Origin of the sequence: Halomonas sp. SS10-MC5, assembly GCF_015992245.1 — a bacterium.
GTDB classification, from domain to species: Bacteria; Pseudomonadota; Gammaproteobacteria; order Pseudomonadales; family Halomonadaceae; genus Halomonas; species Halomonas sulfidoxydans.
Window position 1 is genome coordinate 1,091,656 of record NZ_CP065435.1, and the last position, 22,575, is coordinate 1,114,230.

24 protein-coding genes and 2 pseudogenes are annotated in these 22,575 nt (G+C 57.1%); 14 read left to right on the forward strand and 12 right to left on the reverse strand.

What is annotated here, in order from left to right; genetic code table 11:
• Positions 1-29: 29 nt before the first annotated feature.
• Complete coding sequence (locus I4484_RS05175; protein WP_197449930.1) at positions 30-704, forward strand: GntR family transcriptional regulator; 675 nt, start codon at positions 30-32, stop codon at positions 702-704.
• Positions 704-1,864: an iron-containing alcohol dehydrogenase gene (locus I4484_RS05180; protein WP_197449931.1), complete on the forward strand. Its 1,161-nt coding sequence runs from the start codon at positions 704-706 to the stop codon at positions 1,862-1,864. Before I4484_RS05175 ends, I4484_RS05180 begins: the two co-directional genes overlap by 1 nt.
• Positions 1,865-1,904: 40 nt before the next feature.
• Here the strand turns inward: I4484_RS05180 and I4484_RS05185 are convergent, their stop codons facing one another.
• The 4 genes from I4484_RS05185 to leuC form a co-directional block, all read right to left on the reverse strand.
• On the reverse strand, positions 1,905-2,924 hold the full coding sequence (locus I4484_RS05185; protein WP_197449932.1) for an AbrB family transcriptional regulator: 1,020 nt from the start codon (positions 2,922-2,924) through the stop codon (positions 1,905-1,907).
• 110 nt (positions 2,925-3,034) lie between these two features.
• Positions 3,035-3,892, reverse strand: coding sequence for an oxaloacetate decarboxylase (locus I4484_RS05190; RefSeq protein ID WP_234283576.1), 858 nt, complete (start codon positions 3,890-3,892; stop codon positions 3,035-3,037).
• 62 nt (positions 3,893-3,954) lie between these two features.
• The gene (leuD, locus tag I4484_RS05195) at positions 3,955-4,563 is read right to left on the reverse strand and encodes a 3-isopropylmalate dehydratase small subunit (RefSeq protein WP_197449933.1); all 609 of its coding nucleotides are present in this window, start codon (positions 4,561-4,563) and stop codon (positions 3,955-3,957) included.
• Positions 4,557-5,951, reverse strand: a complete 1,395-nt coding sequence (gene leuC / locus I4484_RS05200; RefSeq protein ID WP_197449934.1) for a 3-isopropylmalate dehydratase large subunit — start codon at positions 5,949-5,951, stop codon at positions 4,557-4,559. The genes leuD and leuC overlap by 7 nt, the downstream gene beginning before the upstream one ends.
• Before the next feature lie 373 nt (positions 5,952-6,324).
• On the opposite strand from leuC, the gene I4484_RS05205 reads away from it, so the two are divergent.
• From I4484_RS05205 to I4484_RS05240, 10 genes and pseudogenes are all read left to right on the forward strand, one after another.
• Positions 6,325-7,500 (forward strand): TauD/TfdA family dioxygenase, encoded by a 1,176-nt coding sequence (locus I4484_RS05205; RefSeq protein ID WP_197449935.1) that lies wholly within the window; start codon positions 6,325-6,327, stop codon positions 7,498-7,500.
• A 34-nt stretch (positions 7,501-7,534) separates the two neighbouring features.
• Complete coding sequence (locus I4484_RS05210; RefSeq protein WP_197449936.1) at positions 7,535-8,035, forward strand: hypothetical protein; 501 nt, start codon at positions 7,535-7,537, stop codon at positions 8,033-8,035.
• Positions 8,036-8,044: 9 nt separating this feature from the next.
• Entirely contained in the window at positions 8,045-8,512 is a 468-nt protein-coding gene (locus tag I4484_RS05215; RefSeq protein ID WP_302925577.1) for a TRAP transporter substrate-binding protein, read from the forward strand.
• Between the two features lie 282 nt (positions 8,513-8,794).
• Positions 8,795-9,124, forward strand: a pseudogene (locus tag I4484_RS21035) (TRAP transporter small permease); the annotation flags it as partial.
• Positions 9,121-9,363 carry a hypothetical protein gene (locus tag I4484_RS20855; protein ID WP_234283575.1) on the forward strand — a complete coding sequence of 81 codons (243 nt, stop codon included), beginning with the start codon at positions 9,121-9,123 and terminating at the stop codon, positions 9,361-9,363. The pseudogene I4484_RS21035 and the gene I4484_RS20855, both read left to right, overlap by 4 nt.
• 11 nt (positions 9,364-9,374) lie before the next feature.
• Positions 9,375-9,677, forward strand: coding sequence for a hypothetical protein (locus I4484_RS20860; protein ID WP_234283574.1), 303 nt, complete (start codon positions 9,375-9,377; stop codon positions 9,675-9,677).
• Between the two features lie 12 nt (positions 9,678-9,689).
• Positions 9,690-10,148 carry a TRAP transporter large permease subunit gene (locus tag I4484_RS20865; RefSeq protein WP_234283573.1) on the forward strand — a complete coding sequence of 153 codons (459 nt, stop codon included), beginning with the start codon at positions 9,690-9,692 and terminating at the stop codon, positions 10,146-10,148.
• Positions 10,149-10,178: 30 nt separating this feature from the next.
• Entirely contained in the window at positions 10,179-10,823 is a 645-nt protein-coding gene (locus tag I4484_RS05230) for an isochorismatase family protein (RefSeq protein WP_197449939.1), read from the forward strand.
• A 252-nt stretch (positions 10,824-11,075) separates the two neighbouring features.
• Positions 11,076-11,477, forward strand: a pseudogene (locus tag I4484_RS21040) (amidase family protein); the annotation flags it as partial.
• Complete coding sequence (locus I4484_RS05240; protein WP_267956462.1) at positions 11,435-12,394, forward strand: amidase; 960 nt, start codon at positions 11,435-11,437, stop codon at positions 12,392-12,394. The pseudogene I4484_RS21040 and the gene I4484_RS05240, both read left to right, overlap by 43 nt.
• 185 nt (positions 12,395-12,579) lie before the next feature.
• Here I4484_RS05240 and I4484_RS05245 read toward each other — a convergent pair whose 3' ends face one another.
• The 8 genes from I4484_RS05245 to I4484_RS05280 all read right to left on the reverse strand — a co-directional run bounded on the left by I4484_RS05245 (position 12,580) and on the right by I4484_RS05280 (position 21,056).
• Positions 12,580-13,845: an amidase gene (locus I4484_RS05245; protein WP_197449940.1), complete on the reverse strand. Its 1,266-nt coding sequence runs from the start codon at positions 13,843-13,845 to the stop codon at positions 12,580-12,582.
• A gap of 56 nt (positions 13,846-13,901) precedes the next feature.
• Positions 13,902-15,302, reverse strand: coding sequence for an amidase (locus I4484_RS05250; RefSeq protein WP_197449941.1), 1,401 nt, complete (start codon positions 15,300-15,302; stop codon positions 13,902-13,904).
• Positions 15,303-15,319: 17 nt separating this feature from the next.
• Positions 15,320-15,790, reverse strand: a complete 471-nt coding sequence (locus tag I4484_RS05255; protein ID WP_197449942.1) for a RidA family protein — start codon at positions 15,788-15,790, stop codon at positions 15,320-15,322.
• Position 15,791: 1 nt separating this feature from the next.
• Positions 15,792-17,054, reverse strand: a complete 1,263-nt coding sequence (locus I4484_RS05260; RefSeq protein WP_197449943.1) for a M20 family metallo-hydrolase — start codon at positions 17,052-17,054, stop codon at positions 15,792-15,794.
• A 12-nt stretch (positions 17,055-17,066) separates the two neighbouring features.
• Positions 17,067-18,341 carry a TRAP transporter large permease gene (locus tag I4484_RS05265; protein WP_197449944.1) on the reverse strand — a complete coding sequence of 425 codons (1,275 nt, stop codon included), beginning with the start codon at positions 18,339-18,341 and terminating at the stop codon, positions 17,067-17,069.
• Between the two features lie 29 nt (positions 18,342-18,370).
• Positions 18,371-18,892 carry a TRAP transporter small permease gene (locus tag I4484_RS05270; protein WP_197449945.1) on the reverse strand — a complete coding sequence of 174 codons (522 nt, stop codon included), beginning with the start codon at positions 18,890-18,892 and terminating at the stop codon, positions 18,371-18,373.
• Between the two features lie 13 nt (positions 18,893-18,905).
• Complete coding sequence (locus tag I4484_RS05275) at positions 18,906-19,907, reverse strand: TRAP transporter substrate-binding protein (protein ID WP_197449946.1); 1,002 nt, start codon at positions 19,905-19,907, stop codon at positions 18,906-18,908.
• 132 nt (positions 19,908-20,039) lie between these two features.
• Positions 20,040-21,056, reverse strand: a complete 1,017-nt coding sequence (locus I4484_RS05280) for an asparaginase (protein WP_368408049.1) — start codon at positions 21,054-21,056, stop codon at positions 20,040-20,042.
• Between the two features lie 210 nt (positions 21,057-21,266).
• On the opposite strand from I4484_RS05280, the gene I4484_RS05285 reads away from it, so the two are divergent.
• Complete coding sequence (locus I4484_RS05285) at positions 21,267-22,004, forward strand: FadR/GntR family transcriptional regulator (RefSeq protein WP_197449947.1); 738 nt, start codon at positions 21,267-21,269, stop codon at positions 22,002-22,004.
• Positions 22,005-22,147: 143 nt separating this feature from the next.
• On the forward strand, positions 22,148-22,399 hold the full coding sequence (locus I4484_RS21045) for an SOS response-associated peptidase family protein (RefSeq protein ID WP_197449948.1): 252 nt from the start codon (positions 22,148-22,150) through the stop codon (positions 22,397-22,399).
• The last annotated feature ends 176 nt before the right edge of the window (positions 22,400-22,575 follow it).

Below are 22,575 nucleotides of genomic sequence, written 5' to 3' on the forward strand. Positions count from 1 at the left end.
TTGTCAGAAAAATGGCGCAAGGTGAGAATATGGAAGTTTTAGATACAGAGAGTCCAAAATTCGCTAACCTGCCTGCACCTGAAAGGGCTTACATCATCATACGTGAGGCGATTCTTGCCGGTGAGTATCAGCCCAATGACAGGTTGCGCGAGGATGAGTTGGCTAACCGGGTGGGAACCAGTAGAACACCCGTTCGTACGGCGCTGCATCGCCTTGCCCAGGACGGGTTCGTGGTTTTTCATCCCAATTCCGGTGCCGCTGTAAGAGGTTGGACAAGGAAGGATGCCATCGAGATCTTCCAGGTTAGGGCGTGCCTGGAAAGCTGTGCTGCGGGACTTGCCGCACGCAATGCCACACCCAGGGATATTCGGGATCTCGAACTCATCTGCGAGGAAATGGAAAGCTATCGGCTGGCGCCGGAAACGGTCGAGTCCCTATCGGTATTGAATCGCAAGTTTCATACCAAGATTCTGAAATTGGCAGACAACTCCAAGCTCGAAGAAACAGCGCTGTCGCTGATGGATATAGGGTTTTTGATCAGGTCCTATCGCTTCTTCTCAGCCAAGGACGAGCAGCGCAGCTTGATACACCATCGCGATCTCGTAGCCGCTATCGCGGCCGGAGATGGTGACTGGTCCTCATCGATAATGAAATCTCACATCATGGCGGCGTGCGACCTTGTGAGAACGAGCGAGGAGGAATGATGCTCAGTTACGAATTCAATACCACGCGAAAGCTGGTGGTCGAGCAGGGAGCGGCTGCATGCCTGCATGAGGTGGTGAGCCAATTCTCGGCCAAGCGGATCTTTTTGATCACCGATCCCGGTATTTCCGATTTGGGGTTGCATGAGCCCTCGGTGTCAGGCCTGACAGAGCATGGAGCTTCGGTAGAGGTCTTCGACGGTGTGGTGGCAGACCCGCCCGAAACGGTGGTGCTCGAGGCAATCGAGCAAGCCAGGCAGATGCGTGCCGAGTTGATCATCGGTTTTGGCGGCGGTAGCTCCATGGACGTAGCAAAGCTGGTGGCGTACTTTGCTCATCCGCACTGCCGCCAGCCGCTGCAGGAGGCCTACGGCATCGGCAAGATACAAGCCGATAGGCTGCCGCTGGTGCAGGTACCCACGACGGCGGGCACGGGATCCGAGGTGACGCCGATCTCCATCGTAACGACAGGCGAAACGACGAAGTCGGGCATTGTCTCGCCGGTGTTGCTTCCGGACGTTGCCGTGCTGGATGCCGGCCTGACGGTGGGGTTGCCGCGCCATGTAACGGCGGCCACGGGTATCGATGCCATGGTGCATGCGATAGAGGCCTACACGAGCAAGATTCGCAAGAATCCGATGTCCGATATGCTGGCCAAGGAAGCCTTGCGCCTTCTCGTCGGCCATATCGACCGGGTGCTGCAGGACGGCAACGATCTCGATGCACGGCAAAGCATGCTGCTGGGTTCCTGTCTTGCCGGCCAGGCGTTCGCCAATGCGCCGGTAGCGGCAGTGCATGCCTTGGCTTACCCCCTGGGCGGCCATTACCACGTGCCCCACGGTTTATCCAATGCCCTGGTGCTGCCGGCGGTGCTTCGCTTCAATGCGGTGGCGGCAGCCGAACACTATGCAGAGTTGGCACCAATTCTGACTCGAGAGCCGCGCTCTTCCTCGGTTGCTGACGATTGCGAACGCTTCATCGTGGGCATCGAGACCCTGTTGAAGGGAAGCGGTCTGCCCTTGAGGCTACGTGATGTCGGGGTTCACGAGACCGCTCTCGGGGCATTGGCTGCGGACGCGATGCAGCAACAGCGTTTGCTGATCAATAACCCCCGGGATGTGACAGAGCAGGATGCGCTCGAGATCTACCAGACCGTCTATTGATGACGGTCGGACCGCGAGGTCAGACCGCGACAGAGGAACCTCACTCGTCGGTGACCATGAGTCTGAGCAGCAGAGGGAAGCTGATCGCCATGAACATCAGCCTTGCCAGGTGATGTATGCCTACGAAGCCGGCGTCGTGACCGACAGCGAGTGCGATCAGCGCCATGACTTCTGCCCCGCCGGGCGCATAGGCCAATAGCAACTGCGTGAAGGGTAAGTCGATTGCCATGCTGATGGGCAAGGCGATTGCGCTGGTGGCGAATAACGTCAGGGCAACGGAAAAGCACGACACGGGAAGCAGTTTGGCCATGCTCCCCAGGCTGCTGCCGCTGAAGCGCGTTCCGACCATCGCGCCGGTCAGGATGAAAATCGACGTCTGCAAGCCCGTTGGCAGCCTGCCTGCCTCGAAGCCGCTGATGGAAACCAGAGCCGCTCCCAGGATCGATCCCAGAAGAACGGCAGCGGGAAGCCGATAGCGCTTGCATATGGCGGCTCCCAGAACGGCAGCGAGTATCATCATGGCCAGCGTCGTGTAGTGAGTTTCCTGTGCTGCCAATACCCTATCGCCACCGGCTCCCTGGGCAAGCAACGGAAAAAGCACGACGAGAAAGAGTAGCCGTATGCTCTGAATCATCGTGACTTGCGGTACGTTGCATGGATACTGCGACGCCGTTTGCAGTATCAGCACCATGTGCCCGGGATAGGCCGAGAGAAAGCTGGTGTTTCCGGATAGCTTGGTGAGCCTGGAGAGTGCGTGGGAGACGGTGAAGGTGATCGTTAGCATGGCGACCATCAAGCCCGCCAGACTCGGCAGCCAGGAAGCCGCTTCAGAAACGAACCGTGGGCTAAAGGAGCTGCCGATACTGATGCCGACAAGCAGCAGGACCAGAGCCTGCAGTTCGCTGGGATAATGCAACCTAAGGCCGGCGAGGCTGCCTGCGAGGGTTGCAGCGATGGCGCCGAGTAGCCAGCCCGCTGGCAGGCCGACGATGTTGCCGATCAGCCCGCCCAGGACGGCCAACGCCAGGGTTCGGGTCGTACTCGAAATTTGTCTGTGCAAACCTTGAGTCCTGAGTGGCTATGTCGAGAGAAGCTCACCGGGGCATTCTCCCGGTGAGCGTTCGCCAGCGCTCAGGTTGTGACAAAGCGCAGACACTTTTCTGGCGAAGCCTAGCCCATGTAGCGCTTTTCAAATTCCCAAACTTCGGGAAAGCCGATCAGCTCATTGAACTCGCTGAAACTATACAGTAGGGAAGAGTCGGTCACGCCGCCGTTCTCTTTCAGGTCGGTGTAACTCTTTTCCAGGGCTGCGGCAGTGGCCAGGAAGCCCGCGGCCGGGTGAATGGCCAGTGCAAAGCCCAGCGACTGGAGTTTGTCGGCCGAGAGCAGCGGCGTGCGACCCCCCGGCACCATGTTGGCAATCAGCGGCTTGTCGATGCGCTTGCCTATGGTTTCCATCTCCTGCTCCGATTCGGGCGATTCGATGAAGATGGCATCGGCACCTGCGTCGCTGTAGGCCTGTGCGCGTTTCAATGCTTCGTCGAGCCCCAAGGCCGTTCGTGAATCCGTTCGAGCGATGATCACGAGATCGTCGCTACGCCGTGCATCGCAGGCGACTTTGATCTTTTGCACCATGTCTTCCAGAGGAATGACTCGGCGATCGGGCGTATGGCCGCATTTCTTCGGAAATTCCTGATCTTCGAGTTGAATGGCGGAAGCCCCAGCTTCTTCATAACCCTGCACGGTATGATGAACGTTGAGCAGTCCGCCGTAACCGGTATCGGCATCAGCGACGATGGGAGTATTGGTCATTTTCGTCATGGTGGCGATTCTGCCGACCATGTCGCTGTAGGTGGCAATGCCTGCGTCGGGTAAGCCCAGGTGAGAGGCAACCGTGCCATAGCCGGTCACGTAAAGCGCGTTGAAACCCATGCGGTCGGCGATCAAGGCGGAAATCATGTCATAGATACCGGGTGCAACGACGATCTCGCCGGAGTTCAGCTGTTCTTTGAGTGTCTTGGCTGTCATTGTTCATCTCCTTTGCATTCATTTTAAAGCAGTAATCGTATGCTGGACGCGCCAGGTAGTAGTCAGGGTGCTTCTATCCAGGGATTTTCTGTGATATGTCGTGCTTCGAATTCCTTGATTTCATCAAGTAGCCGGAAAGTCATCTGAACTTCTGATTCGCCCTTCAGAAGAGCTTCTTTTCGATAGGAATCGATTTCAAATTCGAGGCTCATGCCATCTCGATTGGTGATGCTCTGGTGAGACAGATCTACGGTCAAAATCGTGGAGTCGCCTTCGCCTTGCATGAGCGATTCGATGCTTTTCTCATCCAGGCGAATCGCCAATAGGCCGTTCTTGAGGCTGTTGTTGAAGAATATGTCTCCAAAATCCGGTGCGATCACGACGCGAAAGCCATAATCCAGCAATGCCCATACGGCATGCTCACGCGATGAGCCGCATCCGAAATTTCTGCCTGCCACAAGAATGCTCGAATCGGCCTTGGTTGGGTCATTCAGGGGGAAGCCCACTCTGAGGCTGCCATCGGGGGTGAAACGAAGATCGTGAAAGAGTTGTTCCCCATACCCGGCATCACGCGGGCGGTGCAAGTAGCGTGCGGGTATGATCTGATCGGTATCGATGTTTTCCCAGGGCAAACGAAGGACCTGGCCGCGGTGTTCGGTAAAAGCTAGCATTTGGTACCCTCCAGCTCCCTGACGTCGGTAAGGTGGCCGGTAATGGCAGCGGCAGCGGCCATGGCGGGGCTCATGAGGTGCGTTCTGCTGCCCGGGCCCTGGCGACCGGCGAAGTTGCGATTTGAAGTGGATGCACAGCGCGCACCGTCAGGTACGGAGTCTCCGTTCATGGCGACGCACATGGAGCAGCCCGGCGCTCGCCACTCGAACCCCGCCTGAAGAAAGATCTCGTGCAGTCCCTCCTGTTCGGCCTGTCGGCGAACCTGTTGTGAACCGGGCACGACGACGGTGGGAACCTTGGCTTTACCGAGCTTTGCAATCTTTGCAGCTTCGCGCAGGTCTTCCAGGCGGCTATTTGTGCAGGATCCGATGAATACACGGTCGACTATGAGGGAGGTGAGCTTTTCGCCCGGTTCGAGCCCCATGTACTCGATGGTGGCATTGTACTGTTCCCGCTTGTTGCCCTCGATCTCTTCGAGGGTGGGGATGTGATCGGTGATAGGCAGGGCGGTTTCCGGTGAATTTCCCCATGTTACCGTTGGGGCTATGGCGCGGGCCTCTATCGTGACCTCCTTGTCATGCTGCGCATCGGCATCGCTCTTGAGGCCTCGCCACGCCGATACGGCACGCTCGAAGAGTTTCCCTTGCGGCGCAAAGGGCTTGCCTTTCAAATAGGAGAAGGTCGTTTCATCGGGTGCAATCATGCCGGCCCGTGCACCGGCTTCGATCGACATGTTGCACAGTGTCAGTCGGGACTCGATGGACAGTTCGTCTATGACCTTGCCGGAGTATTCTATGACATGGCCTGCACCACCGTTGGCGCCAATCGTGCTGATGATCGTCAGAATTAGGTCTTTTGCCGTGACGTAAGGGCCGAGCTCGCCGTCGATGCGAATGTGCATCGACCTAGGTCGCTTTTGCCAGAGCGTCTGGGTGGCGAGCACATGAGCGACCTCAGAGGCACCGATACCAAAGGCTAGCGCACCAAGGGCTCCGTGAGTGGAGGTATGGCTATCGCCACACACCAGCAGGGTGCCCGGCAGGGTGAGTCCCAGCTCGGGGCCTGCTACGTGGACGATACCTTGGCGCTCGTCACCTGCGCCGAAAGACATGATGTTCTGATCGCGGGCATTTTCCGCCAGCGTCGTCACCATGTGGTCATGTATGGGATCGCGATCGGGATCGTGATGAGTGGCGATGTAGTGGTCGGCCATGCCGAACGTCAGGTCGGGCCTTCTTACCTTTTTTCCCTCGACCTTGAGTTGATCGAATGCCTGTGCCGTAGCGTCGTGCACCAGGTGGCGGTCTATGAAGAGAAGTGCAGTGCCATCATCCCGTTCGGTGATGACATGCGACTCCCATATCTTGTCGAAAAGCGTTCTTCCCATCGCTGCCTGCCTCGCTGTCGTTGGCCTCGCTGTCATTGTTAGCCGTGGCTGAGCGTGTGATGCCAGTAGAGTATACATATATCACATATCGTATCCAATCAAGCGTAGATAGCATAATTCGTGCATGTAGAGCTTGTGACGTGCTGCCAGTTGCCATGCCGTGTGTGATCTTGAGTGCGTCAGGAAGCCACATAGCAAATAACTGAAATAAAAGATAAAAACCCTTTTGATTCGAGTTCATAAAGGCGGGGCAAGCTGGGCGGTGCCTTTTTCGTTCAGCTTCACTTCAAGCAGTATTTGACAAACCGTATCCAATGAACAAGGCTGTGATTCACCAGTATACAGACAATAAACGACACACTGGAGATGAGGCATGGCACAGCACGGTTCAGGTTTTGAAAGCAGAAAAAAGATCTTTTTAGACAACGAATTGTCACATTCCGGTCAGCCTGCTGCCTCGGCGGGCAGCTCCGTCGGCGCAATGCCGAAAGCTTGGAGAAGCAAGGAGCTGACTGACGATCATGCCTGGGTTAGAGAGCTCTCGACCGAAGAGCGGAAAGGTCTGATCGTGGGCCTGGCGGCCTTCGAGAACAGCGGCAAGCCACTTTTGCAAAGCAGCGCTCAGGATTTCCCGTTCGACAACCTCGTACAGCTGTTAGCCGACGTCAGGCAGGCGGTGTCGAGCGAGTTGGGCTTCGTGGTTCTGCGTGGGCTGCCTATCGAGTCGCTGACTGTCGAACGTATCCGTGCGCTCTACTGGGGGTTGTGCAACCACCTGGGGGTGCTGCGGCCGCAGGGGGTCAAGAGCGAACTGATTGGCGACGTACGGGATGCCGGCGGCAATTATCGTTCTGCCAGCGGTCGTGGTTACAACACGAATGCCAGGCTCGATTACCACACCGATATGGCGGACCTGGTCAGTCTGCTGTGTATCAACGCGGCAAAAGCCGGCGGTGAGAGTCGCATTGCATGCTCCATATCATTGAAGGATGAGATTGCCTCTAAGGCTCCTGAGCTTTTCGAGGCACTGTGCAGAAATATTCATTATTCCCGTAAAGGCGAGGAAAGCCCTGAGGAAGCGCCATACTATGCGGCTCCCATCTTCTCGGAGCGCAATGGCTTTTTCTGTTGCCGATACGTTCGCAACCATATTCGCTACGCACACGAGTTCGATGGGGTTCCTCATCCCGATGACTATCAGGTCGAAGCCATGGATATACTGGATCGTCTCGTGGCATCCGATGAATTTACTTTCGAGATGACTCTCCAGCCGGGGGATATGCAAATTCTCAACAACCACGTCATTTTGCATTCACGTACTGATTTTGACGATTTCGAGGAGGAGAGCAAGAAACGTCATCTATTGAGGGCGTGGATTTCAACGCCATACAGCCAGCCGCTTTCTCCAGCGCTGGAGGCAGCCTATCACGACGTTGGCGCCGGTGCCGTGCGCGGGGGGATACTTGGCCAGCAATTCGATGAGGCGAAAAGAGGATATACCAAAAAAGCTGCTCAATTTCATGGTATGCCTTATCGCATACCTGCCTGAAGCCAATGAATTGACAATACTCCGGGAGATAACAATGAAAAAACTACCTGTACTTTCCGCGCTCGCTGTTGCTGTTGGCTTGAGCGGTATATCAACGGTGCAAGCCAACAACTACCAGATGCTCGTGCCGTTTCCCACCAATCACGCTCTGAACGATATAGCCCATTTGTTCGTCGAGATGGTCGATGAGCGGTTCGACGGCCGTTGTCAGATCAGCCTGGTGGGTGAGGATGCGATTCCAGGGTTCGAGCAATTCGACCCGGTGAGCTCCGGTGTTTTTCCCATGGCTCTCTCCACGGGCCCTTACCACACTGGTGTCACTGGCGTGGGGCTGGCTGCCGACGCCATTGATGCCGACCCGGAAGCGCGCCGTGATTTCGGCGTATGGGAGGCTTATCAGGATTACTACCTGACTCACAATGTGCGCATGATCTCGTTTCCCTCCGCTAACCCCGGCTATCATTTCATGCTGACAGACCCCATCGGAGATGACGGTGGGTTCGAAGGGCGCATTATCCGTGGCACTCTGACTTAACATGGCCCCATTCGTGCATTCGGTGGCTCTCCCAGCGTGATGCCCGTCTCGGAAATTTACACCGCGGCAGAGCGGGGTGTCATCGAAGGTGCGGGCCACAATATTTTCGGCAACTATCAGATCGGCCTGCACGAGGCGCTGCCCTATCTGGTTCGTCCTGGATTCAGGGTGACCAGTTTGATGGTAGTCTTCAACGAAGATTACTGGGCAGACATTCCCGAAGAGGACCAGGCGACTTTTTTTGAAATTGGACGTGAGCTGGAAGATGCCTCCCTGGCTAATTACGACCGTCTCATTGTGGAAGAAACGGAGCTGATGGAAGAGGTGAGTGCGGAACTCACATATCTGGGTGAAGAGCAGCAGCAGGTTCTCGATCAGGCATTTGCAGATGGCCTGTGGGAAGAGTCCATCCGTATTTCGGGGAGCCCTGCCGAGCAGATGCGCGAGCTCGCCCGCGAGGCCGGCCTCACGCCTTGAGACTGTTTCCTTGAGGGGTATTCATCGTCACTGGCCGTGCGCGGCCAGTGACGATTTGGGTTTGGCGTTATATTTCTCTATGCACTTGGGGCTGAGAAAAATGAACAAGTTATGCTCCGGCCTTGGCAAGACACATGATACGTTGACGGATATAGGCTACTGGATAGGCGTATTGGCCCTGTTCGCCATCTTGTTCATGTTTTGCTACGAAATAACGGCGCGCTATTTTTTTCGCAGTCCTGCTCAGTGGATCAATGATTTTACGGGTTACTTTCTCCTTTTTCTACCTTCCTTCTAGCTCCAAGATTGACCCGGGAGCGAGCCCATATCGAAATAAGTTTCGTCAAAGATGCCTTGCCCGAAATACCCAGGGGCTACTTCAGTTCCATGCTTTTCCTGCTTGCCACCGTGGCTTGTGTCTGGGCGGGGTGGTACGCCTTCGAGGAGGCCATGCGCCAATACAGACGAGGTGTCAGTACCATGGCCGTTGTATCGGTGCCCAGGTGGTGGATGAGTGCTGTGATTTCTTATGGGTTGGTTAACTCGGGTATATATTTCTTGCGGGCAAGCATCATGGAGTTTCAGAGCTCTCTGACGAGACAGGGTCGTTGAGGCCTCATAAAAAACCCGATTTGGGTGATAAATATGGAATGGCTTCAAATCTTGCTTGCGCGGCTGGCGATTCTTCTGTTCTTTTTGTCATTGGCGTGCCGGTGTTTGTGGCATTTCTCTTCACAAACCTGGTCGGTGCCATGTATTTCTTTGGTGGCCGCGGGTTCAGTATTTTTACCAACAGTATTTACGATACGCTTGCCTCTTCTTCGCTTGCCACCATCGCGTTATTCATTTGATGGGGGAGATCTTGTTTCGTTCGGGAGCAACCGATGCCGTCTTTCGCTCGACCGATACGTTGATCGTTCGCGTCAAGGGGCGTGACTTCGTGCTTTCGGCTGCGTTGGGAACGATATTTGGAGCGCTTTCAGGCGCTGCAATGGGGGTCGTCGCCATGCTGGGGCGTTCCCTTCTCCCGCAGGGTGTGATGGGGTTCATTCTGCTGGGAATCGCCACTCCTTCCGAGTCGGCCGCTTCCGGTGTGGTGGGGGCGCTCCTGGCGGCGGCTTATTACAGAAAGCTTTCCTTCAGAATGATTCTGGAGTCCGTTTAGTCGGCGGCGGCAGTGTCGGCTGTCATACTGATCATCATGGCCAGTTCGAAGCTGTTCAGTCAGCTGCTTTCCCTGAGTGGGGCGACCTCGGCCATCGCTCAGCTTTCGGTTGCGACATCTCTGGACCCTCTGGTCATGCTATTCATCATGATGCTGATTCCGTTCCTTTTTTGCATGTTCATGGATCAGATAGCGATCAGCATCGTGATCATTCCTATATATACCCCCATTATAGCGGCGCCGGGTTTCGATCCTTTTTGGTTGTGGGCTCTTTTCCTTATCAACGTGACTATAGGAGGTTTTTCGCCACCGTTTGGATATGTCCTGTTTGCTTTCAAGGCGGCGGCGCCGGAGCTCAAGGTAAGTGATCTTTATGCTGCTGCCTGGCCTTTCGTAGGCGTCTTCATTCTGGCCATGGTGATCATTGCCATGTTTCCCGCCTTGGTGACCTGGCTGCCCGGTATGTTGTGATATGAACTCTGAGATGGAGAGGGAAAATAGATGGCTAGCGAAGATCTTCAGAACAATTATCGCAATACCTTCAATGATTCGACTGGGTTCGGCAAGTCCACGGCCGTTCTGGCGATAGTCTTCATGAAGGCTTATACGCTTCCTGACAGCGGTCTCTATGCGGAAGGCGTCGTCGAGGCGGTCAAGCAGGCGGCGACGGTATACGATTGTGCGCGTCGTTGCGATGTGCCTGTCATTCATACCCGGGTCGTCTATTCGGTGGATGGAGCTGATGGTGGGGTTTTTATTGAGAAATTGCCTGTTCTCCGTCAGATGACGGAATCCAGCATTTATTCGCAATTCAATGACAACGTGCTGCCTGCCGAAGGCGAGTCTGTCATACGCAAGCAGTACCCAAGCGCCTTTTTCTCTACGCCGCTCGTCTCGATGCTCGTCGCCAAGGGGGTCGATACGGTTGTCTTGACCGGCTGTTCTACGAGTGGGTGCGTTCGTGCCTCGGTGGTCGATGCCATTTCTTACGGATTTCGTGTCGTCGTGCCCCGTGAGTGCGTAGGAGACCGCCATCAAAATCCACATGAATCGAATCTGTTCGACATTCATACCAAGTATGGCGATGTGATTAGTATGAGCGAGGTGATTAAGCATTTTGAGGTGCGCAAAGAGCATGGATCATAGCGATTATGTCGAGTGCAATTTCTTTCTTTTGTCTGGCGTCCAGCCTCGAGAGTGCGATGTAGAACGGACGGCGGAAGTGCTTTCTCGAGTGCTTGGCGATATCGATTACTCTTTTGGCTCTGTGGTTAATGACGATCTCGAGGAGTGTGATTTCGAAAAGTTGATCTCAAAACACAAGTGAGGGTGGCCGCGATGGGTGATCCGATGGCCTGAACGCTGAAGGAGGCTGCTTCAGCCGTACGCAAAAGGAAAATCGGCTGCGTAGAGCTCGTTTCGGCGAGCCTGGATGCGGCCCGGCGAATCAATCGAGTATCGAATTGCTTCATCCGTATGGATGAGGCGTTCGCTCTGGATTCGGCAAGTGTCGTCGACCGCCTGGCTGGCGGTAAGCAGATGCCCATGGCAGGGATCCCTATGGCTCACAAGGACATGTTCCACCGCAAGGACATGCCTTGCTCCTACGGGTCGTCACCTGAGCTGGTCCAAGTGCCGAAAACGACTTCCCGCTTGCTTAGCGCCCTGGACCGCTCAGGAGCCGTTCAGCTTGGCAGTCTGAACATGTCTGAGTTTGCTTTCGGCGCAACGGGTCATAACGATCACTTCGGCGCTTGTTGCAACCCCTGGAACCCGGCCTATATCGCTGGCGGGTCGTCCAGTGGCTCGGGTGCTGCCGTTGCGTCGGGTGCGGTATTTGCGGCGCTGGGCTCGGATACGGGGGCTCGGTGCGCATACCGGCAGCAGCTTGTGGGGTCGTTGGCCTGAAACCGACACATGGGCTGTTACCCGGCCATGGTGTCATGCCCATGTCACGCTCGCTCGATTGTTTCGGGCCGATTGGCCGGACTGCGGAAGACGTCGCGTTGATGATGTACTATCTGACATCGGCTGGCAGCGGTGTGGACGCCCGGTATTCCCGGTGCTTGGAAGATGATGTCAGGGGGCTGCGCATCGGGATTCCAGAGAATTACTACTATGAGGATATCGACCCCACGATCGAGTCTTTGATGGAAAAGAGTCTGCTGCGGCTTGAGCAACTAGGCTGCAAGCTGGTCAAGGTCAAGGTGCCCGGTCACAAAGAGCTGACCAGCTTATCCTATATCGTTCTCGGCTCTGAATCCGCAGCCTACCATGCTGCGCGGTTCGCCTGGCACGAGGCCAGTTACGGTCACCAGACGCGGGCCCTCTTCATACCCGCCGCGGCCTACGTTCAGGCCAGGCAGCTTAGAAGCCTCCATTTCAAACGATTCATGAATGATGTCATGAAGCAGTGCGACGTCTTGCATGCCCCTGTCTTTCGACGGGCTACGCCGACGCTTGTGGAAACTGATCTGAGAGACACATTAGCGTCGACCAAAATGATTACGGATCTGAGTCATTGCACCCGGCTGACGAACTACCTGGGGCTTCCGGCACTGTCTTTACCGTGCGGTTTTTGCCCCAGCGGCCTACCGGTAGGCTTTCAGTTGATTGGCAAACCTTTCACTGAGCCTACACTGCTTTGCCTGGCTTACGGTCATGAAAAAGTGTCTGGCATTCGAAATCTGATTGCCGGAGCTGCCAACATTTTTTAGCGTTCCAGTAACGCAGTGTGGGATAGTCTCCCGCGAGCTATGGGCATTCTGATGTACGGGAAGAAGTAGCAAGGGTTGCGTATCCAAAGGTCAGGCTGTTTTAAGTTCGACCAAGTAGCCGTATGGGCCCTGTTCAATTTGAGACGCACTGCGTCTCAAATTGAAAAGAGAGCTCTTGAAAAGAATCAAGGCACCAAAGCACTGGCGATACTCAGCAATTCCTGATCTTGGTACCGATCTGAAATCAGTTGCACGCCGACGGGTAGCCCTTGGGGTGTCCAGTGCAGGGGCAGGTTTAAACAGGGAACTCCTAACAGCGTCCAGGCCCGCGAAAAGATCGGGTCGCCGGTACTTTCGAGACTCTCAGGGGCTACGCCCGGAGCGCTAGGGGCGAGGAGCACATCGCAGCTCTGTCCAAAGCGCTGCGAAAGTGCAAGCCTGGCCTGCTCTGCGGCCTGACGAGCCTGCCAGTAACTTGTCAGTGTCAGGGTCTGTCCCTCGTCTAGGAGTGCGATCAGGGCGCGACTCATCGACGGCTCGAAGCGCTCGCGTTCGCTGGCCAGTGCGCGCGTCGCCTCATAGGCCAGGATGACCTGTTGGTGAGCCAGGAGTTCATCAAAAGCCGGGCCCAGATCGACAAGGCTGAGTTGGGCGCCGAGTGAAACCATCTTGGCAGCAGTATCGTCCAGCGCGGCGGAGACCTCTTGCGGCGGCGATGCCGTGCTAGGTACCTGGCAGAGGCCCACCCGTACGCCGTCGAGCCGAACCCGGCCGGCAAAAGACGCACCGCCGGTTAGCGCAGCAAACATGGTGCCTGTGTCTTCCAGATTGCGCGTGAACCAGCCTAGGGTATCCAACGACGGTGCGAGTGCCTTCACGCCGGCAACGCTCAGCGTACCGTGGGTGGGCTTGAAGCCCACCACACCACAATAGCTGGCTGGGCGAATAATGCTGCCCACTGTCTGGGTGCCTAAGGCCACAGGCACCATGCCGGCGGCAACGGCTGCTGCCGATCCACTCGATGAGCCACCTGGGGTCCGCATCGGATCGTGAGGGTTGCGCGTCTTGCTGGGTTGGAAGTAGGCGTACTCGGTCGATACAGTCTTGCCCAAGAGCAGGGCACCGAGGCGAGTGAGCTGGGTGACGATCGCCGCATCCATATAGGAACGATCTACGACATGATAGCCTTGGGTGCCCCAAGTGGTGGGCAACCGGACCGTGTCGATGATGTCCTTGATGCCCACCGGCACCCCGAATAGGGGTTGAGCGCAGTTCCCCCCATTGTGCTGCGCCAGAGTCGGCTCGGGAGTCAGATATTCCCAAGCCTGAAGGGATGGATCGAGAGCTTCGATGCGCTCCCGGCATGCCTTCCACCAGTCGAGCGGCGAGAGTTCCCCATTGGCCAGCCGGCGCTGAAAACCCGCCAGGGTCATTTGATCCCAATCGATCATGAGCATTGATCTCCTCTCAACCCGAGTCATTCGACTGGTGGCAGCCGAGCTATCGATCAGTTCGTCGGCGGATCCCCGAGCAGCGCGAGGCCGGTGCCCAACTGCTCCTCGATAGCCCGGCCGATCGCGAGTAGGCGAGCCTCCTGCCAGGGGCCGGCCAGCACCTGCAGCCCGACCGGCATGTTGGCACTGTCCTTGCCCACGGGGAGAGTCAGCCCACATAGGCCCATGAAATTCGCCATCACGGTATTACGCAGCGCATGCATGTTGGCCTTGGCATAGGCGCCGTCGGGTCGCAGGCTCTCAAGGGTAGGTGGAGTTATCGCGACAGTCGGGGTAAGTATGGCATCCACGCCCGCCAAACATGTCTCGGCTGCAGCACAGAGCCTGTCAATGACTGAGCGTCGACGTACGTATTCCCACGCCGGCATGTCGTCGGCGGCCTCAACTCGGGCGGCGACATTGGGATCCAGCGCCGCGATAATCTCTGGGAGCTCGGTTTTGAGAAATGCCGCCAGTTCGGCTGCAGCCAGCCCCCCTTGTTGGAACAGCGCATAGGCCTCGTCGGTATGAGGAAGGTCCAAGGTAACCATGCGCGCCCCGGCGGCTTCGAGCCGGCGGATGGCCGTCTCTACCGCTTCGGCAATGCCGGGGCTGCAATCGTCCCAGAAGAATGCGCTGGGTACGCCAAAGGTGAGATCGGCCAACGCCGGTGAAGTGGGGACACGGTCGGCACGGCTCGTCAGCGAGGAATCGAGAGCATCGAAGGCGAAGGCCAGGTCATCCACACGGTGGGCCAGAAGCCCCGGTGTGTCCAGGGTGGTGGAAAGCGGCACGATTTGATTCGTGGGCCAGCGGCCAGCCGTAGTCTTGAGGCCCGCCACTCCCGTCATGGAGGCGGGAATGCGTACTGAGCCGGCAGTGTCGGTGCCTAGGGCCAGGCTGGCGGTGCCGCTTACCAGCGACACCCCCGCGCCGGCGCTGGAGCCGCCGGGCGTGCGGTGAGCCTGGCGATCCCAAGGATTGCGAGGTGCACCCCAGTGGGCATTGGTCCCTAGTCCACCAAACGCAAATTCTACTGTATGGGTTTTTCCCATCATGCTGGGCAATTGGGCAAGCAAAGCGGTAACCAACGGGCCGGGCTTTTCCCATTGCTGAGGAAGCCGCTGCGACGAGCCGGCATAAGTCGGCAGGCCCGGCACCGCATAGATATCCTTGATCGAGACAGGAATTCCCATTAAAGCCCCGGCATCACCACCCTGACGGATCACAGCATCGGTGGCCTGGGCGAAGGCCAGGGCGTCCTCACCGTTCCAGGTCAGGTAGGCATGGTCATGCTGGCCGCGGGTACGGTAGGCCTCAAGGGCGGCTTCAGCCAGGGCGGTGGCGCTTAGCGTGCCACTGCGCAACCCGTTGTACTGATCGCGGAGACGCCACTGGAGGGGGGAGTCGGTCATGGTGTGTTTCCTTGTGGTCAATCACGGATCTCGAAAATCGATTCAACTTCGACGGCGGCATTGCCAGGCAGGGTGGCAACCCCGATAGCCGTGCGGGCATGTCGTCCACTCTCCCCGAACAGGGCAATGAACAGTTCCGAAGCGCCGTTGATGACCAGCGGAACGTCATGGAACCCGGGGCCCACGTTGACGAAACCGTTCATACGCACGCAGCGTACGATCCGATTCATGTCTCCCCCCACCGCATCATTAAGCGAGGCCAGCAAATTGAGCGCGCAGGCTTGTGCGGCCAGTTTGCCGGTTTCTAAGTCAAATTCGGCCCCAATTTTGCCGGGGTAAAGCACCTCACCGTCGCGCTCACAAATTTGGCCGGCCAGGAACAGCTGATTCCCCAATCGCGACCAAGGGAGGAATTCGCCACGGGGGCGAGGAATCCGGGGCAGGGTGAGGCCCAGCGATACTACGGTAGCTTCAATAGTCTGGGGCATTTCAATCCTTCCTCTTGATGAGCAGTTTTTCGACGGCGTGGGTCAGGGCGCGGACCGCGACCTCGGCATCCTTGCGTTCGATGTGTTCATCGGGGTGGTGGCTGATGCCCGCTCTGCAGGGAGTGAACAGCATCGCCGTGGGGCAGATATGAGCTAGATGGATGGCGTCATGGAAGGCTCCGGATACCAGCTTTGGCGCTTGCGGGCAGTAGGCTTCAACGGCCTCATCAAGAATATGGACCAGTTGTTCATCGAAGGTCACCGGGGGGACTCGCGAGGTTGCTTCCAGACAGGCCGTGCAACCGAACCATTCCTGTTCCGCTAGCTGTCGAAAGGTGACATCCAAGGCCTCCAGTACTGCAGGGTCGGGATGGCGCAGATCGATGGTGAAGCGTGCTTGCTGGGGGATGGTGTTTACCGAGCTGGGCGACAGTGCGAACTTGCCTATGGTGAAACGTACTTGATCGTCGTGGGTTGCCACCGCATCCTTCAGGGCGCTTACCAAGGCGTGGGCGCCCATGAAGGCATCACGACGAGATGCTGCCGGTGTTGTGCCGGCATGGTTGGCCTGACCATTGATCTCAATTTCATACCAGTTAACCCCCTGAATGCCCTTGACGACACACACCGGGACGCCTTGCGCCTCCAATATGGGGCCCTGCTCGATATGCAGTTCGAGGAAGGCATGTGGCAACACTGGTTCGGGCCGAAACTCGGCGCCGTGGGCTTCCATTAACACCAGGCAATCAGCTAGCGCCTCCTTGAAGGTGATTCCTTCATTATCCCGGGCGGCGAAAATCGTCTCGGTGTCGCGTCCAGCGAACCACGAGGATCCAGAAGCCCCAGGCGCGAAGCGAGCCCCTTCCTCGTTGGTCCAGGAGACCACCTCAACCGGTCGTTGATGGGCAATCTGCTGTACCGAAAGCGTCCGCAGCACGGCGAGGCCAGCAACCACACCAAGGGTGCCATCGTAGCTACCGGCATAGGGTTGGCTGTCGAGGTGGCTACCGAGCAGCAGGGGAGGCAGTGACGGGTCCAACCCCTCCCGGCGCAGGAAAACGTTACCCATGGCATCGTAGTGGGTGCTACAGCCGAGCGCCTCGCCTTGCTCCATCAGCCACAGCCGAGCTCGATTGTCTTCGGTGCTCAAGGTCAGGCGGCGCAATCCGCCGCCCTCCAGTGCACCGATGCGGGACTGCTCTATCAGATCGGACCAGAAGCGCTCGCCATCAAGCTGCTCACCCAGTGTTGTCTGCAAGGACATGTGGCTTACTCCTCAATAAATCAGCGACGGCAACCAGGTGCTGATCCAGGGCACGTAGGTGATGATCATTAGGGCCAGTAGCATCAGACCGATCAGGGGCAGGCAGGCCTTGAATACCTCTTGGAGCGACATCTTGGAGATGGCCATGGCGACGAACAGGTTGAGGCCCACTGGCGGCGTGATCATGCCCACCGAGAAATTGACTAGGGTAATGACTCCGAAGTGAACCGGATCGACCCCAACCTGGGCGGCGATCGGCTGCAGTAGCGGTGACAGCACAATGATGGCCGAGGCGCTGTCGAGGAAAAAGCCGGCGATGATCATCACCACATTGAACAGCGCCATGACCTGAAAAGGGTCGTCGGTCAGCGACAAAACTTGGCTGGCCAGTTGCGTAGGGGTGCCAGTGACTGCCAACAACCACGAAAAGGCCGAGGCACCGGCGGTGATCAGCAGCAGAGTGGCCGAGGTCAATCCGGAACTGCGCAGCGTGCCGATCAGCTCGGGGATCTGGATGGTGCGGTAGACAACGGCCCCAACGAACAACCCATAGACGCAAGCGACGGCAGCAGACTCTGTCGGTGTGAAAACGCCACTATAGATGCCACCTAGTAAGATGAAAGGCAGCCCCAGACCCCAGGCTGCCTGTTTGAACGCGCTTCCAATCTCGGCGAGGGTCGGAAAGGGGGCCCGTTCATAGCCCTTGAAGGAGGCATAGATGATGCAGTAAGCGATTAGGAGAGAAGCTATCAGAACGGCAGGTAACAATCCGGCCGCAAATAATCGACCGACCGAGGTACCAGTCACCGAACCGTAAATAATCAGGGCGATGCTGGGGGGAACGATCGGACCCAGCGTACCGGCGGTAGCGATCAGACCAATAGCGAAGCGCTTGCTATAACCGGCAGCTACCAGAGCCGGGAACATGATCGTGCCGATGGCTACCACCGTGGCCGGGCTCGACCCCGAGATGGAGCCGAAGAAGAGGCAGGAAAGCACCGTAGCGGCGGCCAGACCTCCCGGCACCCAGCCTACTAGTGCCTTGGCCAGGTTGATCAGCCGGTCCGACAGCCCGCCGATGCGCATCAGCTCCGCAGCCAGAATGAAGAAAGGGATCGCCATCAGCGAGAAGTTATTCATGCCGGTGAACATGCGCATCGGCACGATGACGGGGCTAGTGGTGCCGAAGAACTCGATGGCGATGAACACCGAGAACGCCAAGGCGGCAAATATCGGCAGACCCAGCAGCAGCACAGCGAAGAAGACAGGCAAGAGTGCCGTTATCATGGGGATCTCCGGTTATTGTACGAAAAGGATCATGCGAGCTTGTCAGCCTCGGCGGCCAACTCTTCTGCATGATTCACCGGGGGTTCCACCCATGCCAGGTAGATGACCCGGATATATCTGAGAATCAGCAAGATGCCGGAGAGGCCGATCGGCAGGTAGAACCAAGCCATCGGCAAGCGCAGTGCAGCCGTCAGCTGACCCCGTCCCAGAGTGTTGAAGAACAGAAAGAAGCCGTAGTAGACCAGAAAGCCGGCGAAGGCGATGCCCAGCAGGGCAGCAATGATATGTAGCCAGCGGTTGATCGCGGGCGGAGCGATCGCGTTCAGCACATCCACTGAGATATGTGAGCCGTAGCGAACGCCCATACTGGCGCCGACGAAGCTCATGCAGATGATCGAGTAGATGACCACCTCTTCGGCCCAGAAGAGTGAGCTGTTGAAACCGTATCGATAAACTACCTGGACGGAAGTGATAATGGTCGCGATCGACATGAACGCGACCATTGCCACACTCTCCAGGCGATCAAGGAAGGTATTGAGCGCCTTGAACATGGTGTATCAGTCCTCAGTATTCGATGCCAACCTCGTCGTAGACCTTGTGCAACAGATCTGTGGTGACGATCTCTTCGTACTCCTCATGCACTGGCAGACTGGCTTCAATGAAGGCCTCCCGAGCCTCGGGGGTGATCTCGTTGATGGCGATCTCGTCCTCGATCTCCTCAAGAATCCTGCCCTCGTCTTCCAGGGTCAATTGACGAGATGTATCGCGACCGTTATCGAAGGCCTCCAGCATGACTTCTTGAAGGTCTTCGGGTAAGGAGTCCCAGGAGTCCTGATTGATGACGGCGGCATAAGCGTGATAGGCGTGGTTGGTCAAGGACAGGTAGTCCTGCACTTCGTGGAAGCGCATGGTGTATATGTTGGCTAACGGATTCTCCTGACCCTCCACTACACCCTGCTGCAGGCCGTTATAGACCTCCGTAAAGGCCATGGCCGTGGCGTTGGCATCAAGATTCTCATAAGTGGAGATGATGATCGGTGCCTGCATCGTGCGCATGCGGATCGCCTCCAGGTCCTCGGGACCATGTATTGGGCGAACATTGTTGGTCATGTGGCGGAAGCCAGCCCCCCAGAAATTGACAGCAAACATATTGTCGTCATTCAGGGTGTCCAGAATCTCACGACCCACCTCGCCGTCTAGCACCTTGACCATGGTGTCGTAGTCGGCGATCAGGAATGGCAGGTCAAGGATCTGCAATCGTGGTTCGAAATTGCCGAGTGTGGCCGTAGGCGGAATGCCGATATCGACCAGGCCCATCTGGATCTGTTCGATGATTTCCACATCCCCGCCAACCTGTGCCGCAGGCAGGACGTCGATCTGGATTCGTCCGTCGGATTTTTCTTCCACCTCCTCCTTGAAGCGAAGTGCTGCCTGTCCGTTGGGGGTATCCTCTATCAGGACATGGGCGAAGCTGAAGGTGTACTCGGCGGCCTGGGCCTGGGTCATACCGAAGGAAGCGGCCGCAATTGCCACGGCCAGTGACACCTTGTTCAGATTGCTCTTCATAGTCAGCACCTGTTGAGTTATTGATATTGGTCTTTCGTGATGTCCAGCACCGGTGTCACCCGGTGTTCACCCGTACTCTGTACGGGCCCTTTCAGCCTGATGCTGCCAGGCGGAGCATGTTGCCGGCCATGCTCAGGCCGTCAGGGTTCGCAGTCTTTCAGCGATCTCGCTTTGCCTGGACGAGGCGAGAAGAGCTGAAAGCAAGAGGCGAGCCTTGCGTGCGCTTAGGTCCTGCACCGCGATGACGCCGATCGCTTCGAGACTTGCCAAACTGCCCGTAAATTCATAGCTCGGATGGACCGGCCCGGTAGGGCAGCTGCTAACAATCGCCACGGGAATGCCCCGTTGGGTGATACTTGGAATGATGTTCAGCCAGCTCGGTGGTACATGGCCCCGTCCCAGGCCGTCAATTACCAGGCCGGCCGCCCCGGCCTCGACGGCGGATTCGAGCAGGTCCGGTGAAGCATCCAAGTATGCTGGAAGGATATCGACCCTCGGCAGCGTGGCGTCGATGGGGATGTTCAGCCCTTCGGGTCGAGCGGGGCGCATTGCGACGCTCACCCGAGTTCCGTCGATATAACCGATCGGCCCCGTCTCAGGTGAAGCGAAGCCGTTTACCTGGAAGCTGCTGGTCTTTCGTACCTGCCTGGCTGAGAAGATCGACTGGTTGAATACCACGAGAGTCCCGAGGCCGCGGGCCTGGTCGCTGACAGCAACGAGAACAGCATCGGCGAGGTTCCGAAAGGCATCCGTACCGGGTTCGTGGGGAGCACGCTGCGAGCCGGTCAGCACGAGGGTGAGAGAGGTCGGCAACATGATGTCGAGAAAATAGGCTGTTTCTTCGAGGGTATCGGTGCCATGGGTGATGACGATGCCTTTGACCTCGCTGGACTCGGCCAGGACCAGACACTCCTGACGCAAGTACAGTAGATCATCGAGAGTGATCGCATTACTGGGTTTCTGAAGGACGGAACGGACTTCGAGATCGACCTCTGCCTCTGGAGGAAGTGTGACGTGGTGCATCAGTTCTTCACCCTGAAGTGCACCTGAGCGATTCCGGCCGGAGGGATCCCGACGACTGGCAATGGTCCCGCCCGTGGTCATAACCACGATTCTAGCTCTTGTCATTGTTATCACCGTTTCGGGCATGCGGTTAGGATTCGCGTCATGCCGTGTCAGTGTTCAGACATCAGATGTCTGCTGTATGAGGTCATGCTAGACTCAGTTTCGAGCTGTCTGCAAGCTCGAAAGGATTGGTATGACAAGAATTGGCATCGAGAAGCTGGCTGTCGGCGATTTAACCAATTGGCAGAACAAGGCTTTTCAGATGCGGAACGTCACTTCATCAGAGACGACAATATGAGTCTGAAACGCCAGCCCGCACAGCCACTCTCTCCTATTGAGAGCTTTGGCAGCTCGATTGATCGCAGCTCCGTAGCCCTGCAATTGCTGGAACGTATCAAGGGGGCCCTAATTCGCGGTGAGCTACAGCCAGGCGACTACCTACCATCTGAATCCGAGTTGACCCATAGCTTGGGGATTGGGAAATCGAGCGTCCGCGAGGCGATCAAAATGCTCCAGGCCATCGGCATTGTTGAGGTCAGGCGGGGACAGGGTACCCTAATTCGCCGGGAGCCAGGCGATCCCTTGGTGGATCCGATGGCGTTTGGCATGATTCTGGCTCGAGGAATGACTCGGGACGTGCTCGAGTTTCGCAAAATGTTTGAACCCGCCTACACCCTACAGGCCATGAGCAATGCCTGGCCGGAAGATCACGTCCGTATCCAGCAGACCATCGATGCCATGGAATCTGCGATAGCCAACGGTGAGCAGACGGCACGACACGACGTCGCTTTTCACCGGGCGATCTTGCGTGCTACCCACAACCCGATGACCATTCGGGTTGGTGAAACATTGATTCAATTGATCGAGGCAGCCCTGGAAACCTCCATGCAGACACAGCCGGAGGTTGCCCTTAAGGATCATAAAGCGATCTATGCTGCTTTTCAGGCGGGCGATGAAGAAGGGGTGAAAGCCGCCATCGAGACCAGCAGTGTGAGTTGGGAGACTAACCTGACCTATCCTGATGGTTCCTGAAGAGGAATTGCTTGGATGCAGCTTCGTTTGGAGCAGACTCGAATGCTGCAACAGTGCTGATATGCGGGCTATCAATACCAAAGGATCAATTGCAAAGGTAGCGATGCTAAATTAAGTCTGTCATCAGCTTGGAGAACGCTCGTATGTGCGGCCGCTTCGCATCCAAGAACGCCTACCCGCGGCTCGCCAAGCGGCTACGAGTCGTTATGAAAGAAAGTCCGCCGCCGCGGTACAACATCGCGCCCGGCACATGGATCTCTGGTTTCCGTCAAACTTTTCATGATCGTTCGCCTGAGCAGCTCAACTTCTTGTGGGGGTACCGCCCCAAGTGGGCCTCCCTTCTGGTAGAGATAACCCTTGCGATGACGCGCTATAGCGCGTGGCCGGCGGCATAGAGAATCTCGCGGCTGTCGTCGGTGGGGTGGGATAGCTCGACGGCCACACTAGGCGAATATTAGGTAGATTTTCAAAAGAGGTTCGTCTCGAGGATTGTGGGCACGGCGCGAGCGAGGCTGCCCTGATTGCGTAGCTTCTCGCCACCACGCTGGGCCGGGCTGTCGCATCGCCTCAC